The following is a 17,806-nucleotide window of genomic DNA, read 5'->3' as shown; positions in this document are numbered from 1 at the left end:
ATTTGCCTTGCGTATCTACTAAAAGATAAATAGATAATTAACAATAATCTAAGTTTTAAAAGGACAAAATATCGTTTAAGAAATTTGTAAAAATGGAGTAAAAATGAAAAAGATTGTGTTTTTATCTATGTTTTTATTAACTATTGGATTTTCTCAGGATCTTGTAGACCTTGGATTTGATGCTTACGATAAAGGTGACTACAATAAAGCGGCTAAGATATTTTCTAGGGCTTGCGACAATGAAGTTATTGATGGATGTTTAAATTTAGGATACTTATATATGGATGGCTTGGGGGTAAAGCAAGACTACCATAAGGCAGCAAAACTACTTAAAAAAGCTTGTGATGGAGGAAAAATTTTTAGTTGTGGTGTTTTAGGAGCATTATATGCAAACGGTCAAGGAGTAAAACAAGACTACCATGAGGCAACCAAACTATTCAAAGAAGCTTGTAATGGAGAAAATGTTCAAAGTTGTAGTATTTTAGGAAGTTTGTATATACAAGGGCTAGGATTAAGCCGAGACTATCACGCCGCAAAGGAATATTTTGGCAAAGCGTGTGATTTAGGAGATCAAAAAGGGTGTGATTTTTACAAAGAACTAAACAAAAAAGGTTTTTAATACCAAAAACAACTCAGTAGCTCTAATAAATTTATATCTTATTTTCTGAAAGCAAGATGTTTATGTATGGATTTAGTAGCGTCTCACCACGTGCTGCGTATAGCAAGACCTCTTTAAAATAGTTATCACATATGCCATATAAGTGAAACTCATATGCCCCTATGCCATATCCCATCGGTGTGATGTCGACCCTTGAGTACCAAGCGTCTTGTGCTAGGATATAGCGGTTTGTATCCTTTGTGTATACATATAGCTTTATCTTTTCTTTCTCTTTTTCTGCCATATACCAGATAAAAGAATTTGTAATATCGTTAAAGAAGTAGATATTGCCATTTGGCATGATGGCTTGGGCTGTATCGTTATTGTCCGCGATAAGCGTCCTGCTCTCATAACATATAAATTTATTTGGTGTAAGCTCTTCGATCGGCTCTGATTTGCCATTATTTAAAACCAAAATTTTATCATCGCTTATATCGGCGTTATAGGCAAGTACGGCTAAGACTAGAGCTAACAAACACAAAGAAAAAATTTGTTTTATCAAAATAAAAATCCTCTTAACAAATAATATTTTAGGACATAAAGTGCACAGATCAGTACGCAAACACTTAGCCAGATGGATGAAAATTTAAGCTTGTGTGAGTAGTTTGTCTTTGTGATAATCTCAACAAGATATGGCATAAGGCCGTAAAATACACCGAAAAACAAACTGCCCCAGATGAGGTAACCAACATAAAAATAGTCACCTTTTAGCATGCAGTATGGGCATTTATGGTTTGGCTGCTCGTAAACATAAAGGCCAAAAAAGTAGGTGATGGCATAGTAGCTAAGCACCAAAAACAACAAATTTGCCACAAAGCTCGCCATACTTTGCTTTAAGAAATTTAGCACCAAAATGACAAAAAAGAGCACATAAAATGCACTCACTAAACCAAAATTTGTATAGCCAAATGGTAGCTTTGGAGCTTGAAAAGTAACGGAACAGCAAAAGACCGGTACTTTTAGTGGGATATTGTAAAAAAACGAAATTTCTATACCAAGCTCAAGTAGTATCATAACAAAAATGCAGATAAAAATGGCATATTTTTTCTTTAGATAAGGGAAATTTAGAGCCTGCAAGTCAAGCTTATTTATAACTAGCCAAATGCCAAGCCCAAAGATCAGCAAAATTTTAGTGAGCATCAATATACCACCAAATTTATTTGAGCCAATCACGCCAGCTGAACACATAGCACCGGGTACAATATCAGAGAGTTCATTTAGGCAAAGTGCAAAGAATATAAACAATACGATCTTGATACAGACGCAAAAAAGCAAAATCGTATTTACAAGATAGTTTTGCTTTTCAAGTGAGTATTGAAGCGATGTTAGTGCGTTATAGTCCCACGACCTCACGATCCTAACGACATAAAAGAGCGAAATACTCATCAAAACTAAAAGTACAAACTCCGCTAACAAAAAGGCAATAACGGCGTTTGATAAAAAGACACTCATACTATCTCTCCATTTTGCAAGCTGACAACCCTATCTGTTGCACTTAGCTCATCAAAAATGCTATCGTGAGTAGCGACAATAACACTCTTTTTTAGAGCTTTAAAAGACTCTAGCAAGCCTAAAAACGCACGTGCATTTTGTCTGTCTAAATTTGCCGTTGGCTCATCAGCCAAGATGATGTTAGCATCCATAGATAAAGCCCTAGCTACCGCGCATCTTTGACGCTCACCACCACTTAAATTTGATACATTCTCATCTTTTTTATGAGCGATATTTGCTAGGCTTAGAGCCTTTTTTATCATCTCATCTCGCACATTTGCCTTGAAATTTGTTAAAGCAAATGGAGCTAGTAAATTTTCATATACACTTAGACCCTCGATAAGGTTAAAATTTTGAAAAACTAATCCAAGCCTTTTGTGTCTAAGCTCAGAGCAAAAGACATCAGGCAGTTTTGCGATGTTAGTGCCATCTATCAAAATTTCTCCACTAGTTGGCTTTTGAAGTAGGGCAATAAGAGAAAGTAGGGTGCTTTTACCGCTTCCACTAATGCCTTTTAGTATCACTAGCTCGCCGTCATTAATATCTAAATTTATATTTTTTAAAGCACAAAACTCATTTTGTTTGTTTTGGTTATAAACCAGGCTAACACCTCTTATATTTATCATTTTAGCCCCTCATTTATGTCACTACTTGCTACTCTCCATGAAGGTATGAGTACAAACGCTAAAAATGGTATCACGCCAAAAACAAAGATCAAAAAGAGCTTATCAAACTCTAAAATAGGCGTGAAATTTGTAAAATTTAAAAGCTCATCACCTAAAAATATCCCTTTTAGAAGTGGAGCGTTAAATACAAAAACAAAGAGATAAGCCAGCATAACACCGAGCAAAAAAGCACTAACACTAACAATGAAATTTTGTATAAATTTTAAAAAGATTATGTCTTTTATACAAAAGCCAATACTTCTTAAAATAGCTATTTCACGCTTTTTACTACCATAGGCGAGTGAAATTTGGTTTTTAAGCAAGACAAAGAATATAAGCATAACGCTAACATAAATGCTCATAAAAATTCCACCCTTATAATAGTAAAGGTGCCTAACCTTAGCCACCTCATCTTCTATGCTAAGAGCGAAAGAATTTGGATATAAATTCTCTATCTTTAAAGCTACTTCACTGATCTCATCGGTATTTGGCACCTCAACGTAGAGCTTTGTATACTCTTCATCTTTTAAATTTAAGATAGCCCTTAGTGTATTTGGATGCAAAAATATAGCGTTATTTGAGATTAAACCACTTTGTGCCGGCATAGTCTTTAATATCTTTACTGGTATCATGCGCTCTTCAGTTAGAAAATTAAAGCTCTCATCGTAGTAAAGCTCATTCATAGCCGCTTTTACACCATCTCCGACGATCATCTCATCCTCTTTTAAGCTATCATCTTCATATAGATGAAACCAAACACGCTTTTGAACGAAGTAGTACTCTCCATCAACTACGCCTCTCACGTCTGCCACGCCATCAATCTTTGAGATGTCGTAGATATAGCCAGGGTGCATTAGATCGCCTTTGCCAGCACGAAATGCGCTCACTACAATGCTTGATCTATCTTTTACTAAATTTATAAGATCATGTTGGATCGATCCAGAGATGAAAAGTACCGAGCTTAGCACAAATATAATGAGTGCAAAGAGGCAAAAGCTAAAAAGATGGTCCTTTCTATCTTTAAAAAGCAGAACCACAGCATAGTTTATAAAATTTTTACCTATCATAGACAAAGCCTTTTTGCCCCTTTTGGTTAAAACTAAAAGCAGCATTTGCTCTTGTTATCTTAGAAATTTCTCTTAGCTCATCTTGCTTTGCTTTATGATCAAAGCTAAGATAGTGTGCCGCTAAAAGTGTATAAGAAAGTCCAAAAAATAACGCCAAAAAAACTAGAAATTTCACACTATTTACCGATAAAATTCTTTATCTCGTCAAATCTTATGACACCTTTGCCAGCATGATCTTTTAAAAAGCTCTCTGCCTTTGCTTCGTCTTTAAATGGGATAAACTCATCGCCCATTGGTCCATAAACGTTTGAACCATGAACATAAAACGCATCTTTTGCATTAAGCTTTTCTAGCGTGTAATAATCGCTCACATAAGCATCTTTCATTTTACCATCCGCAAAATAAAATTGTGCCATATCTTTTACACCATCGAAATAATAATCCTTGCCATCTACTTTGATGAGTGTCGCCCATGGAGAATTTTTGACGATCATGCCACATACCGCACATCTCGCACCTTTTGGTACGACTATTCTCTCAGGTTTTTTTATTTCTTGTTTAGGTTTTGAAGCTTGGTTGCTAGTACCTAAATTTGCTGGAGCATCCCATAGATACAAAGCGGCAGCTTGTAGGTGTTTGTCGTATTCAGGAGCTTTGCTAGCCTCTTTTGAGTCACATACTTGTTTAAGATGAGCTTTTAGCTCAGAGATAGCTTTAAAGCTTTTTGGATCTGTTTTTTCGCAGTTTGCTTCATAAAATTCTTTACCATGTGCATAAACGCCGTCCTCACGTTTAGCTTTTATCATTTTATTATCACCCTCGAAATCCTGTCCAGCGATCTCGTAAGCTTTGGCAAAGTTCATTATCTCGCCGCCATTTTCTGCTTGAAATTCTTTTGCGTCAGCCTCAGTTGAGAAAGCGTATTTGCTATTTCTAGTCATTGTGCCCTTGACACTACTACCAACGACATAAAAGGCTTTATTTACATCGATTAAATTTAGATTTTTAGTATCTACAACTTGTGCGTCACTTGGGATCTTGCCTTCTGTTAGCTCGTATAAGCAGTGAAGTGATGCTACTTGCTTGCCGTTGTAGACGTGATTAGTTTTATAAAATTTAACCAAATTCATGCCGCAAACGGCACAGTACTCTTTATCCTCGCCGCTTCCTACTAGTGTAGCCTTGCTAGGATCCACGCTTTGAAACATCGGTTTCATTTTGACGGCTTGTTCATTTGTAGAAGCACTAAAAAGTATGGTTGCTAGTAGCGCTGAACTCAAGATAGAACGTAAAATCATAATTATCTCCTTTAGTATTTTTTATTTTTATATTTATAAGCTTTAAATGCCACTGGGCTAACTTTATCAAGCATCAATGCTTTCCTAAAATTTCTAAATTCTCGCACGCTTCTTTTAAGCCATTTTTGCAGCTTCTAGTAAAAATTTCATGTGCTTTCTCCATGTCTTCTTTTACGCCTTTACCTTCAGCTAGCATGATAGCGTAATTATTGCAGCCCTTTTCATATCCATATATACACGCTTGCTCATAAAGTTTTGTGGCTTTTGTGAGGTTTTGATCAACGCCTTGTGCATAAACATATAAAAAGCCAAGATTATCACACCCTATGCCAGCTTCGTTTGCGCAAGCCATTTCGTAGTTTGCTTTGGCTTTTGCATAGTCTTTCTCTACACCTTCGCCTTGTGCATATAGATAGCCAAGGTTACTACATCCTATGCCGTCCCCTGCTTTGCAAGCCTTTTCGTAAAGCTCTTTTGCCTTTTTAATATCCTTTGTCACGCCGGTGCCATTTGCATAAAGTAAGCCAAGCTCCGTGCAACCCTCATTATCCTTACAAGCCTTTTCATAAAATTTAACTGCTTTTGCTAGGTCTTTTTCTACGCCTTTGCCTTTTTCATAGACGTAGCCAAGGTTGCTGCAAGCCATAGAGAAGTTTTGATCACAAGCCTTTTCATAAAGCATTGCTGCCTTTGCTTCGTCCTTTTTGACATTGCCGTCGCCCCTGCTGTAAAGCACAGCTAGATTGTAGCAGCCTGATGCCTTTTTCTCTTTATCACAAGCATCTTCATAAATTTGTGCTAGCTTATTGTGATCGTCTTTTGCGCTTAAAGCCTCTTTGATATAGCCAGCATTTAATAGTCCCAAACAAGCAAACAATAAAATCAAACTCTTTTTCATCATATCTCCTAAATCTCTTTTATATCCTTACCTCTATAAGCAAAGGCGATTAGCAAAGCCAAGAGCATTAAAAGCAAATAAAGCAAATTTGAAACGCTAAATCCATCGCCATTTGCGTATGAGTGAAGTCCGCTTAGATAGAAATTTACACCAAAATAGGTAAAAATAACTGAACCAAAAGAGAGTACACTAGCTACTAAAAAGGTAAAAATATTTTTTAATCTTGGGATAAATCTTAAATGAAGCACAATGGCATAAATAATTATCGTAATGTACGACCAGCTCTCTTTGCTGTCCCAGCCCCAGTATCTACCCCAGCTCTCATTTGCCCAGACGCCGCCAAGAAAATTTCCAATAGTTAGCAAGCTAAGTCCTATGATGAGGCTTAGCTCATCAGTTACAGCGAGGTATCTTATCTGTTCACTAAGCTTTTGCTCATTTTTTTGATTTTTTATAGCCATTAAAAGAAGCCCAAGAAGCCCGAGCACAAAGCTAAAGCCCAAAAAGCCGTAGCTTGCCGTGATAACACTTACATGCACGCTAAGCCAAAATGACTTTAAAACTGGGACTAGATTTGTTATTTGTGGATTTATAAAATTTAGATGAGCGACCAGCAAGCTCACGCTTGCAAAAAGTGAAGCAGCTCCAAGAGCAAAGCTTTGATGTTTAAAAAATAAAACTCCAGCTAGTACACTTGCAAGCGAGATATACACTAAGCTCTCATAGGCATCACTCCAAGGTGCATGCCCTGAGATATAAGCACGAAGAGCTAAATTTAACAAATGTACCACAAAGCCAAAATAAAATGCAAGGCTTAATGCACTTTCAAATCTAAATTTCTTTCCAGAAAATAGCCTATAAAAGCCAAGAGCGAGCGAAACTAGCCCAAGGATCATGTAAAAATATATAAGAAATTTAAAAATTTCCATTTGGTTATAAAGCACCTCAAGCTCCACCTTTGCCTCGCTTGGCGCAAGAGAGCCTAGAGTGCTTCTTTGATAGCTTGAAATTTTCTCCAAACTCCTATCAGCCTCTTTGCACTCGCCACTTTTTACGCAAAGGCTTAAATTTTCTATATAAGCGCCTAAAACGCTTTTAAGCTCGCTTGAAATTTCGCTTGAGCCAAAGGCTTCATTTACACCTAGCCACGTTAATTTATCGCCATTTTTAGCTGGTATAAATTTTAAAATTTCTCCCTTTAATGCAAGATATAAGACATTTAGTCTCTCGTCAAATTTGATAACGTCGTTGTCAAATTTATCTCTTGTTGAGGCGGATTTTTCATTGGCAGCTTCTACAAATTTAGCCAGCTTATACTCGCCATTTTCGTTAAAGACATCGTTAAAACTAGCAAATTTCTCATTAACTCCCAAAAGCTCGCCCACACGCTCGCTTGTGATCTTTACTATCCTTTTATCCATCCACTCTTTTGGCGAGATAGCAAAAGATAGCATTAACTCCTCGCTACTAAGCCCAAATAGCGTAGTTTTGGTTGAAATTTTACTTATCACAGCTCTTGAGTAAGAGCCAGTTGGAGCGATTCTACTATCAGCTTGAGTCAAAATTTTGGCAAATTTGCCCGCATGTGCCTCTAAATTTTTATTATTTTCATTGGCAAAATTTGGAGTAGCATTTAAAAGTAAAATAGCCAAAAATACGATTTGCGAACCTTTTATAAAATTTAGCAGCCTAAAAAATCTACTCTTTTTACTAAATAAATTTGCCACAAAGCCAAGGCAAAGCAAAAAATATCCTATGTAAGTTGGGATTTTGCCAGGATCACGACTGATCTCAAAAGCACTTCCAAGCTCGTCAGGATCGTATGAAGACTGAAAAATTTTATAGCCATCAATCGTTAGTGGATTATTTAGCGAGATGTCGTACTTGCCGCCAGCGATACTTACTTTACTTGTATAAGATGATGGACTATTTAGCCCCGCATATCGCTCTAAAATAAACTCGTCAAGCTTTAATGAAAATGGTAAATTTAAAGCCTTTGAGCTAAAGTAAAATTTCACCTCTTGCCCACCAAAACTTAGCACACTAGGCTCTAGCTCATATCCGGCTCCGCCTTTTAGTTTAACACTCTTTTTTTCGCCGTTAAAACTTATCTCTAAACTAAGCGTAGCCGGAGCATTTTTCTCATCTTTTTTATACCCAAGCAAGTTAATTATAAATTCCTTGCCATCTATAAAATTTTTAAACTCAAAGTCGTTTTTACCAAATAAGCTTAATTTTAATGGATAACTAAAATTTTCTCCAAGCATTTCGACTCTAAGATAAGGCTTAACGCTTTGCATTACATTTGAGCTTTGCAAGGTTCTAAGATGCATAACGCCCTCTTCGCCAAAATACCTTGTAAGCGCAGCTCCGATGAAGATAACGATAAAAGCAAGATGTATCAAAAATGCGCCAAATTTTTTATACATCTTGGTTTTTACGATGCTAATAGCTAAGCAAATAGCACAAGCAGCCATGACGCACTCGTACCAAAGCGCTTCATAAACAAGCACTTTGGCCGTTTGTGTGTCATAAAAATTTTCTAAAAAAGTCGCGAGTCCTGCACCAAAAGCAAGAATAAATAATAATATCAAAGACAAGCGGTAGATATTTAAAATTCTCATCGCTCGCCTCTGCTTTAAATGCTATAAGTTTGTCCCGCATAAAGTATAAACACCCTAAGCAGTAAAACACCAATAACAGCCGCTAATGAACTGATATAAAAGCTAAATTTTAGGCTAGCTACTTTTTTGCCAAATGCAAAATTTAAAACAAAAGGCACAATAAAGCCAACTAGCACAACACCAAGCCAAAAGAAATTTGCCCAAACGCCACTATAAAAAGCAACAGCTGCATTTTGCTGATAACTTGAACCAAGTAAAAGCGATACAAAAAGCATTAAAATGAGTAAAATTTCAGCTCCCAAAACGCTAAATTCTACGCTATGAAGCGAATGAAGGTCGCTTGAATGTGGATCTTCTTTAAATAAAGCTGCTGCGACTAAGCTACTGCCACTTATGCCAGCACTTAGTCCTGAAGCTATAAATAAAGCTGGAAGCACAGCTGTGTTTAAGAGTGGAAATCTAATCAAAACTGAGATCAAAAATCCAGTATAAGCACAAATTATTACAGCAAAAATAAGACAAATACGACTTAAAAATGGATAAAGCGGTATTAAAATTTTCATTATTAGCGCAAAAAGAGTGCTAAAGGATTTTAAGCTTTTGGCTAAGAAATTTGAAATCTCATCATTAAATGCATAAAGGCACATCAAAAAGCTAAGCGGTATAAATACACAAAGTCCAGCAACACCGATAGACATAACTGATGTGAAATTATAATTAATCAAAATTTTCCAAAATAAAAGCGGCTTTTCAAGATCAGCTATCAAGCAAACCATACCAAGCATGATGCTAACGAATGCTAAAAGCGAAGCAGCCTTAAAAAATGGACTAAAGCTCTCTTGCTTTTTATAGTGTTTTAAAAGTATAGCAGCAATTAGCGCTCCACCACTCATACCAGCTAGCAAAAGATAAACAGCAATCGGCCAGCCCCACTCTACTCCATGCGAAAATGTTGCAGTAAAATTTAATGCACCATCCATCTTACACCCCCATTTTTACTTTAGGAATATATCTAAGGCTTGGTTTTGTGCCAAGCTCTGCTCTTAGCCTTATGCTATCTTTTACGGCTAGTAGCTTACTGATGTGCGAATTTTCATCGTTAAGATCACCAAAGACGATCGCCTCATATCTACAAGCTTCTACACAAGCTGGCTCTTTTTCGTCCTTTAAATTTGTATCTACACAAAAGTTACAGCTTTGAGCTGAGTGCGTAACCTTATCGATATATCTCACATCATATGGACAGGCTACGATGCAATATTTACAGGCGATACAATCATCTATATTTGTAGTTTGTATGCCAGTTTTTTTGTCTTTATGACAAGCCTTGGTCGGACAAACAGCTACACAAGGCGCATCGACGCACTGCTGACAAGATACTCTTACAAATCTTTTATCGAGTAAATTTTTAGGATTAGTCTTATCTTCTATAAAAAGTCTCATCTGTCCTTTTGGGACTAAATTTACCTTTCTGCAAGCTATCTCGCAGTCCGTACAGCCAACACATTTATTTTGGTCAAATATCATACCAAAGTGTGGTTTTTTTACACTTTCTTCACTCTTAAAAGCAAAACCACTACTTGCCGCACCAGCACCAGCAGCCGCAACTACCATGCTTTTTAAAAAGGCTCTTCTGTTTTTTTGATTTTGCATTTTTAACTCCATTTTTATATCTTAATGAGGCTTTTTAATGCCCTCATTTAGTTCTTTTTCGTGAATTTTCTTTGCAGCCTCGGCTAACTCACCTGGCTTTAAGACCTTAACAAGCTCTATCTCAAAAACGATAGTCTCGCCTCCAGGTATGCCCTCCATGCCGCTATCGCCGTACGCAAGTTCTGGCGGGATAACAAATTTAAACTTATCGCCCTCTTTCATGAGCATTAAGCCCTCTTCAAGACCTGGGATCAAATTTAGCATAGAAAGATGAGCTGGAGCCTCTTTTGTCTCATCAAAGACCTTACCATCGATAAAGCTAGCTTTGTAGTTTGCTATGATGATACTCTCTTGTTTTGGAGTCGCTCCCTTTTTGCTTGATTTTAAAATTTCATATTGCAATTTTGATTTTGTCGTTTTTACATTTTTATTTTTTGCATTTTTATCCATAAAAGCCTTACCTTGCTTTAAATTCTCTTTAAGTATGGCGGCTTCTTTTTCTTTTACTATCTTGTCTAAATTTTCAGCTCTTTTGTTTAGTAGCTTTGCTATCTCATCATCGCTTAGTTTTAGCTCTCCTTTTAGTGCATCACTAAAACCTTTGATAACAGCCTCAGCATCGTAGCTAATGCCTATTTGTTTTTGTTCAAGTAACCCTTTTAAAACATATCCACCACTTGTCGCTCCCATAGCGTAAGACTCATTTGAATCTACATTTGCAAGCAAGCCAGAAGCACTTAAGCTAAGAAGTAGCGTAAATTTTAAAACCTTATTTTTCATATCAAACCCTTAAGATTAAAGGGGCTAAGACTAGCCCCTAAATGCTATAAATTTTTATTCAAAATTCTTTGAGCTTCTTTTATATACTCTTTTGATGCATCGAGTTTTTGTTTAGTAAATTTAAATCCGTGCATACCCCACGAACCATCTTTTTCAACCATATCGATGATCTCTTGAGCATTTTGGATAAGCTCATAAACTCTTACTTTATCACTTGCATCAAGTTTTTTAGTCTCAAGTAGTGAGTAAAGTCCTTCAATACCAATCTTAACTTCAGAGAATTCATTCTTAACTGGAGTTTGCCATCCCATAACTTCATCATAAACTTGTTTTTGGTTTTTGAAGTGAAGTGTTGGTTTTAGCTCAGATAGTACTGGGCTGTGGCAGCCTTTGGTATCTTTCATATCTTTATCAGCCCAAGATGTTCTAGCGCACGCCCACATCAAGTCAACGTAGTTATGGCCATTTTTATCTCTCTCAAAGTGCCAATCTTTAGCATCTCTTGGACCTTTAGCAGCATCGCCTGGTACTAGAGATTTCTCTTTTGGATCAACCATGATCTTCCAGATGTGAGATCTTCTTTGAGTATCAAAGCCAGCGTTGTCTTGGAACTGAACAGCGTAGAAATTCTCACAACTCATCATAAATGGCATGTGGCAAGATGCACAAGTGTTGTCTTTGTGAGTATCTGCTTTAGATGCGATATATGCTTGAGTTTCGTGGCAATCTTTACACTCTTTTCTAATCTTTGGTTTAGTATAGAATGAGCTTAGATAACCTTGTTCTGAGTTATAGTTCATACCTGTTACACTCTTATCACCTACAACTGGACCTGTATTGTCGTGTGGATCGTGGCAAGTAACACATCTCATACCTTTGTCATAGTGAGCTGTAAAGTATGATTGTGAACCTTCAGAACCACATCCTGGTCCCATTGATTTAAATTTAGAGCTAAGTGAGAGATCAAGCTTACCGTTATTAAGCGGATTAGCACGAGCTAGATCTGGGCTAAAGTTAAATCTTTGGTGGCAGCGTTCGCAGTTTGATGTTCTAAAATTTGTAGCCCCATCAAGGTGACCGCCAGCTCCGTGGCACTCCTCACAGCTTACGCCTTTTGAGATAGTGTGTTTTTGAAGCTCTTTAGCATTACCAAGTGCTGCGTAAAATTCTGCTTTTGATTTAAAGTCGAATTTAACTGGGTGACAAACTTCACAATATGATGAGTTTGCTTGGAAAAACATCGACTTTTTATGTTTTGCGGCATATGAAGCTAGACCTCTAACATATCCGCCATTATCGCCGTACTCTTCAAGAGTGCCAGGAAATTCTGGGACAAGCTCTTTTATCTTTTTAACAGTAGCGTCGTCTAAATTTAACGCCCATGTTCTTTGCCATTGGTTACCACCAGCTACGATCTGACCTGTACCATCTCTTAGCAAACCGCCCTCAACGTAGTAAGTACCACGAAGTAGCCATGCATCAACATAGCCCATTTTGGTTCTTAAGTGACCAACAGTTGCGTAGATAACATCTGGAGTGATACCTTTTGGAAGGATAGAAGCGGTATCTTTGTCAAATACTGGCTCAGTTAGGTTGTTATTAACCTCTGGGTGCTCGCCAGGGAAACGCATAGTAGTTGCGTGGCGAGATCTGCTCCACACTTCATACTGAGCTGGGTGACACTCACCGCACTTTTCTGGTCCTACAAATTTGTTAGGAAACTGAAGCGATGAAGTGGCTGGAATTCTATACATCATAGAGCTATAGCCCTTACCGCCATCTCTTTTACTAAGCTTTGACATATCAAAGCCATGTCCCTCGGCAAGCCACTCTAAGCCACGGTCGTGAACAACCATTTTACCGACGGTTTTACCACCATATTTTGTAAAAATAGGGTGGTTTTTAAATAACCAGTTATACATCTCTTGCTCTTCTACAACGTAGTCTTGCAAGGAGATAACACCTCTACTTTGCAGTGTGCCTTTAGGATTTGCGATAACATCACGTGCTTTATCGGACATCTGCATATTATGCTCTTCGCAACAGGCTTGTGAAGCGAAGATGCTAACACCCATGAGCAAACCAGCTAAGGCTTTTTGTAGATTTCTCATGTGCCCTCCTTTAAATTTTTTATCCTAAAATCAAAATGATTTCATACTGATAATACTAACACCAAAAAAGGGTAGAAAAGGGGGAATTTTAATAAATTATAAATTTTCGAAACTAATTGTAAATGTAATACTATTTTCATCTACATTTCTAGCAAAGATTAGCGCGTTATTTTTGTTAGCGATTAGCCGGCTCATATATAGGCCAAGCCCACTGCCAGACTCTTTTGTGCTAAAGTGTGGCTCAAAGATAACCTTTAAAAACGAAGTCTTTATCGCTCCCGCATTATTTTGCACGCATAAATTTTTACGATTATCTTTTACAAAAGTATAAATTTTTATTACTCTTGGCTTTACATAGCTTTGTTTAAATGCATCTTTTGCGTTATTTATAATATTTATTAAAATTTGGATTATTTCATTAAAATTTGCAAAAATCGTAAAATTTTCTCTTATATCGATCTCTATTTCTATTTGATATTTCTTAAGTGAGGCGTTTAGAATTTTTATAGTCTGATTTATCACTTCCTCTACGCTAAACTCCCTTTTTAAAGTATTTGGCTTAAAAAAGTTTTTAAAATCATCAACCGTTTCAGACATGAAATTTATCTGCTTGCTAGTCTCTTCTATAAACTCATAAATTTTTGCTTCATCGAGCTTTTTTCGCTCCTGATAGAGTTCTAAATTTATTAAAGCTGAGCTGATTTGAGCTAAAGGCTGCTTCCACTGATGCGAGATATTGCCTATCATCTCGCCCATTGAGGCTAGGCGGCTTTGATGTATCATTAGCTGCTCAGTCTGCCTTTTACTCTCTTCGCCACGCCTATGCATCTTATAAACAAGTAGCAAAAATATCCCAAATACAAAGGCTATCGCACTCATTATGATGATAACCTCTTTTAGATGGTAAGAGAAAATGGCACGTAGTGGGATTTTAAAAGATAGCATTGCCATCATCTCACTTGCTTCAGAAATTTTTCCATTTGAAATTTCATAACGATCCAACATCTGTTTTGGAGCACTTTCGCTATTGTGACAGGCTAAGCAAGATGTATTTTGACTTTTTATAGGAAGTCCTACAAAAAATTGTGAGCCATTTTCATCTTTTATAATCTTTGAAAACTCACTAAATTTATTCTCTTTAAAGCCTCTTAACACCTGCGCTTCAAATTCATTTGGCTCATGAGCTTTATTTAAAGGTGCCATGGCTACTAGTTTGTAGTCAAAGTCAAGATTGTATTTTTTCTTTTGGATATTATAAATTTCACGGCTTATATATGAAGATGAAAGCAATCTCTCGTCAAAAAAATCCTCTTTTATAATGCCATCATGCTTTAGCTGCTCTATTAGCGGACGCTGAACGCCTGCAATGTACTCTCTTACAGAATTTATACTCTCAAGCACATAATACGCCTCTTTTTTGGCATCTTTCATTGCAAGATTATTATAAAAATTTAAAACAAGTGCGGATATTAAGAGATAAACAAAGATAAAAACACTAACGATTAGCTGAAATTTATATTTCACAAAGATAACCTACACCATATAAATTTTTAATCACATCTTTGCCAAGCTTCCTTCTAAGCTCTTTTACGATCGTCTTTATCGCCTCTTTGCTTGGCTGCTCATACTCCCAAATGTAATCAAAAATTTGTTCATAAGTTATAGTTTGATTTTTGTTGTTTAAAAAATACTCTAAAAGCCTACTTTCGCTCTTACTTAGATGAGAAATTTCACCATTTATATAAAGTACTTTTTTACCAAAATCGTATTCTAATTCATCATTTAGCCTAAGAGTCGGCTTGCGTCCAACAAGCTCTAAAGCAACGTCTTCTAGGGCTTTTATAAATGACTTTTTATCATATGGCTTTGCAAGATATCTTGTGATCTTTAACTCAACTGCTCTCCACAAATACTCTTGCTCGACGTGGCTTGATAAAATCACAATGGGAATTTTTTGATTGATCGCTCTTACTTTTTTGGCGATCTCTAGGCCATCGATATTTGGCACGCTTATATCAAGTACCAAAACATCGTAAGCATCACTCAGAGCTAGCTCAAGTGCTTCACAGCCGTCTTGCACACCTGTTACCTCTCCAAAAAAGAGCTCCAACGAAGTACAAATGTTTTTTAAAATCGCCTCTTCATCCTCAAGGCAAAGGACCTTTTTATTTGATAAAACGTCTAAAATATCATATTCTTGCATAGCTTCATCTCGCTTTTTGAGCAGATATTATCACTTGGTAGCTTAAAAAATAAGATTATCTAAAAAATAATTCATACCAATATAAAAGACAGATTACTTTTAAAAATTAAACTATAAATTTTTGTTGAAATGATTTGAAGTCTTGATTAAAATTTTTCTATAAGTACTATTTTTGGATTTTTCTAAAAATTTTAGCTATCGATCAATTTAAAAAAGAAAGATAGCTATATTTATAGTATAAATTTTAGTTGCCTCTGCTTCCAGGTTTGATCGCTTTGCTTCCATTTTTACAAAGTGGGCAATGCTCAGGCTCATAAATTTCAAACTCAAAATTTCCTAAAGCAAAAAATGGCTTATCGCTTGGTAGTTTAGCATTTGGCTTAGCTTCATTGTCTAAATTTGTAACCTTACAAAAGCCACGGTTTGCAAGCGCTGCAAAGCCAACTACCTCGCCGCCAAGGCTCTCTATCACGTGCGCTGCTTCAAGTGCTGAGCCGCCGGTCGTGATGATATCCTCACAAACGATAAATTTCTCACCCTTTTTCACCTCAAAACCACGTCTAAGACTCATTACCTTTTCGACTCGCTCTGTAAAGATAAATCGTTTCTTTGCCGCACGTGCGAGCTCATAACCAGCTAAAATTCCTCCAAGCGCAGGCGAGCAAACACTATCAAATTTAATACCAAATTTCTCTATCACACAGGCAAGCTCGTCAGCTAGCTTTCCAGCCAAAGCTGGATCTTCAAGCACCTTTGCACTTTGTAGATAAAACTGCGAGTGATTGCCACTGCTTAGTAAAAAATGTCCCTCTAAATATGCCCCAGCCTCTTTATAAATTTTCTCTAAATCCATCGTTTTTTCCTTTTAAAATTTACTCAAAATCTTAACACAAGCCCACTTAAGCCACTCTTTTTAAAATTTAATAAGCCACACATTTGTATAATCTCTCAACACTCACAAAAAGGACGCTCATGCTTATATTTAACCCTGTTGTTTTTAGCATTTTGGTAATGACGATACTTTGTCTATTGCGTTTTAACATCTTGCTTTCTATCCTTATCTCTGCTCTTGTTGCGGGAGTAATGTATAAGCATGGATTTAGTGGATTTGAAAGTGGCATTGCAGGTGGAATCGATAGCCTATTTACAGCCCTAAAAGAGACTACACAAAGCCTCATAAGCGGTATGCAAGGCAATCTTGAAACATCGCTTAGTTATATTTTACTTGGTGCTTTAGCAGCCGCCATCGCAAATACAAATTTAACTGCTATCTTGATAAATGCTTTGAGTAAATTCCTTAGCTCAAATAAAGTGATTTTTATACTAACTATCGCATTTATAGCGTGCTTATCTCAAAATTTAATCCCAGTTCACATAGCTTTTATACCTATTTTGATCCCGCCACTTCTTGCTATTATGAACAAAATGGGAATAGATAGACGCGCGGTGGCTTGTGCTTTGACATTTGGTCTTCAAGCACCTTATGTAAGCCTTAGCGTTGGCTTTGGTCTGCTTTTTCACAATATCTTAAAAAAAGAGCTAGCAAATAACGGCATAACTACATCTATTTCTGATATCTCTTCTGTTATGTGGATAGGTGGTGCTTCGATGCTTATTGGACTTATCCTTGCCATACTTTTTTATGGTAAAAAAAGAGCTTATAAAACTTCAAAATTTGAAAAAGAAGAGCTTGATGAGATCGAGCGCGCAAAAAGCCTTGAGATGACTAAAAAAGAGTGGGCGGTTTTAGCTGGTGCAGTTGTGGCTTTTGGTGTGCAAATTTATACTGAGCTGCTACCTCTTGGCGCACTACTTGGACTTTTGGTTATGGTCGTTTTTGGCGGTATCGAATACAAAAAAGTAGATAAGATCATGGATAACGGCCTTGCTATGATGGGATTTATCGCATTTATCATGCTAGTTGCTGCAGGTTATGGCACTATCTTAAGAGAGAGTGGCGGTATCGATGAGCTTGTAAAATACGCTAGCTTGGTATCTGGCGGCAAGATAGGCGGAGCATTTTTGATGCTTCTTATCGGACTTCTCGTTACGATGGGCATAGGCACTAGCTTTGGTACGATCCCTATCTTAGCTTCTATCTATGTGCCACTATGCGTTAGCCTTGGTTTTGGCGTACCAGCCATCATCTTGTTAGTTGGCATAGCTGCAGCTCTAGGAGATGCTGGAAGCCCAGCAAGCGATAGCACACTTGGGCCGACAAGCGGTCTAAATGCTGATGGCGAACACAATCACATATATGATACTTGCGTGCCTACATTTGTATTTTTCAATATCCCACTTATCATCGGTGGTATCGTAGGTGCAATGATACTTGGATAAAATTTGGCGTAATTAACG

17 protein-coding genes are annotated in these 17,806 nt (G+C 37.0%); 2 read left to right on the top strand and 15 right to left on the bottom strand.

Annotated features, from left to right (window positions below):
* Positions 1-103 precede the first annotated feature (103 nt).
* The gene (locus CVS84_RS05945; RefSeq protein WP_107691562.1) at positions 104-619 is read left to right on the top strand and encodes a tetratricopeptide repeat protein; all 516 of its coding nucleotides are present in this window, start codon (positions 104-106) and stop codon (positions 617-619) included.
* A 31-nt stretch (positions 620-650) separates the two neighbouring features.
* On the opposite strand, the gene CVS84_RS05940 is transcribed toward CVS84_RS05945, so the two are convergent.
* The 15 genes from CVS84_RS05940 to pyrE all read right to left on the bottom strand — a co-directional run bounded on the left by CVS84_RS05940 (position 651) and on the right by pyrE (position 16,301).
* Complete coding sequence (locus tag CVS84_RS05940) at positions 651-1,160, bottom strand: hypothetical protein (protein ID WP_107691561.1); 510 nt, start codon at positions 1,158-1,160, stop codon at positions 651-653.
* Positions 1,157-2,110: a hypothetical protein gene (locus tag CVS84_RS05935; protein ID WP_107691560.1), complete on the bottom strand. Its 954-nt coding sequence runs from the start codon at positions 2,108-2,110 to the stop codon at positions 1,157-1,159. Before CVS84_RS05935 ends, CVS84_RS05940 begins: the two co-directional genes overlap by 4 nt.
* A complete protein-coding gene (locus tag CVS84_RS05930; protein ID WP_107691559.1) occupies positions 2,107-2,775 on the bottom strand; it encodes an ABC transporter ATP-binding protein in 669 nt (222 codons plus the stop codon). The genes CVS84_RS05935 and CVS84_RS05930 overlap by 4 nt, the downstream gene beginning before the upstream one ends.
* Positions 2,772-3,881, bottom strand: a complete 1,110-nt coding sequence (locus CVS84_RS05925; protein ID WP_107691558.1) for an ABC transporter permease — start codon at positions 3,879-3,881, stop codon at positions 2,772-2,774. Before CVS84_RS05925 ends, CVS84_RS05930 begins: the two co-directional genes overlap by 4 nt.
* The gene (locus CVS84_RS05920; protein ID WP_054197437.1) at positions 3,871-4,056 is read right to left on the bottom strand and encodes a hypothetical protein; all 186 of its coding nucleotides are present in this window, start codon (positions 4,054-4,056) and stop codon (positions 3,871-3,873) included. Before CVS84_RS05920 ends, CVS84_RS05925 begins: the two co-directional genes overlap by 11 nt.
* A 1-nt stretch (position 4,057) precedes the next feature.
* A complete protein-coding gene (locus CVS84_RS05915; RefSeq protein ID WP_107691557.1) occupies positions 4,058-5,179 on the bottom strand; it encodes a nitrous oxide reductase accessory protein NosL in 1,122 nt (373 codons plus the stop codon).
* Between the two features lie 73 nt (positions 5,180-5,252).
* A complete protein-coding gene (locus CVS84_RS05910; protein ID WP_107691556.1) occupies positions 5,253-6,077 on the bottom strand; it encodes an SEL1-like repeat protein in 825 nt (274 codons plus the stop codon).
* Between the two features lie 8 nt (positions 6,078-6,085).
* The gene (gene ccsA / locus CVS84_RS05905) at positions 6,086-8,701 is read right to left on the bottom strand and encodes a cytochrome c biogenesis protein (RefSeq protein WP_107691555.1); all 2,616 of its coding nucleotides are present in this window, start codon (positions 8,699-8,701) and stop codon (positions 6,086-6,088) included.
* 14 nt (positions 8,702-8,715) lie between these two features.
* Positions 8,716-9,681, bottom strand: a complete 966-nt coding sequence (gene nrfD, locus CVS84_RS05900) for an NrfD/PsrC family molybdoenzyme membrane anchor subunit (protein WP_087584878.1) — start codon at positions 9,679-9,681, stop codon at positions 8,716-8,718.
* Position 9,682: 1 nt separating this feature from the next.
* Complete coding sequence (locus tag CVS84_RS05895; RefSeq protein WP_107691554.1) at positions 9,683-10,354, bottom strand: 4Fe-4S dicluster domain-containing protein; 672 nt, start codon at positions 10,352-10,354, stop codon at positions 9,683-9,685.
* 21 nt (positions 10,355-10,375) lie between these two features.
* Positions 10,376-11,134 carry an FKBP-type peptidyl-prolyl cis-trans isomerase gene (locus CVS84_RS05890; RefSeq protein ID WP_072595292.1) on the bottom strand — a complete coding sequence of 253 codons (759 nt, stop codon included), beginning with the start codon at positions 11,132-11,134 and terminating at the stop codon, positions 10,376-10,378.
* Positions 11,135-11,178: 44 nt separating this feature from the next.
* Complete coding sequence (locus CVS84_RS05885) at positions 11,179-13,245, bottom strand: multiheme c-type cytochrome (protein WP_021090404.1); 2,067 nt, start codon at positions 13,243-13,245, stop codon at positions 11,179-11,181.
* A 96-nt stretch (positions 13,246-13,341) separates the two neighbouring features.
* Positions 13,342-14,769 carry a DUF3365 domain-containing protein gene (locus CVS84_RS05880; RefSeq protein WP_107691553.1) on the bottom strand — a complete coding sequence of 476 codons (1,428 nt, stop codon included), beginning with the start codon at positions 14,767-14,769 and terminating at the stop codon, positions 13,342-13,344.
* Positions 14,759-15,448, bottom strand: coding sequence for a response regulator transcription factor (locus CVS84_RS05875; protein WP_107691552.1), 690 nt, complete (start codon positions 15,446-15,448; stop codon positions 14,759-14,761). The genes CVS84_RS05880 and CVS84_RS05875 overlap by 11 nt, the downstream gene beginning before the upstream one ends.
* A 244-nt stretch (positions 15,449-15,692) precedes the next feature.
* Positions 15,693-16,301 (bottom strand): orotate phosphoribosyltransferase, encoded by a 609-nt coding sequence (pyrE, locus tag CVS84_RS05870; protein ID WP_084041979.1) that lies wholly within the window; start codon positions 16,299-16,301, stop codon positions 15,693-15,695.
* 119 nt (positions 16,302-16,420) lie between these two features.
* Here pyrE and CVS84_RS05865 point away from each other — a divergent pair, with 119 nt between their 5' ends.
* Complete coding sequence (locus CVS84_RS05865) at positions 16,421-17,788, top strand: Na+/H+ antiporter NhaC family protein (protein WP_087578090.1); 1,368 nt, start codon at positions 16,421-16,423, stop codon at positions 17,786-17,788.
* Positions 17,789-17,806 lie beyond the last annotated feature (18 nt).

Source organism: Campylobacter concisus (genome assembly GCF_003048575.1).
Classification (GTDB): domain Bacteria; phylum Campylobacterota; class Campylobacteria; order Campylobacterales; family Campylobacteraceae; genus Campylobacter_A; species Campylobacter_A concisus_U.
This window is presented reverse-complemented; position numbering and strand designations above follow the sequence as displayed.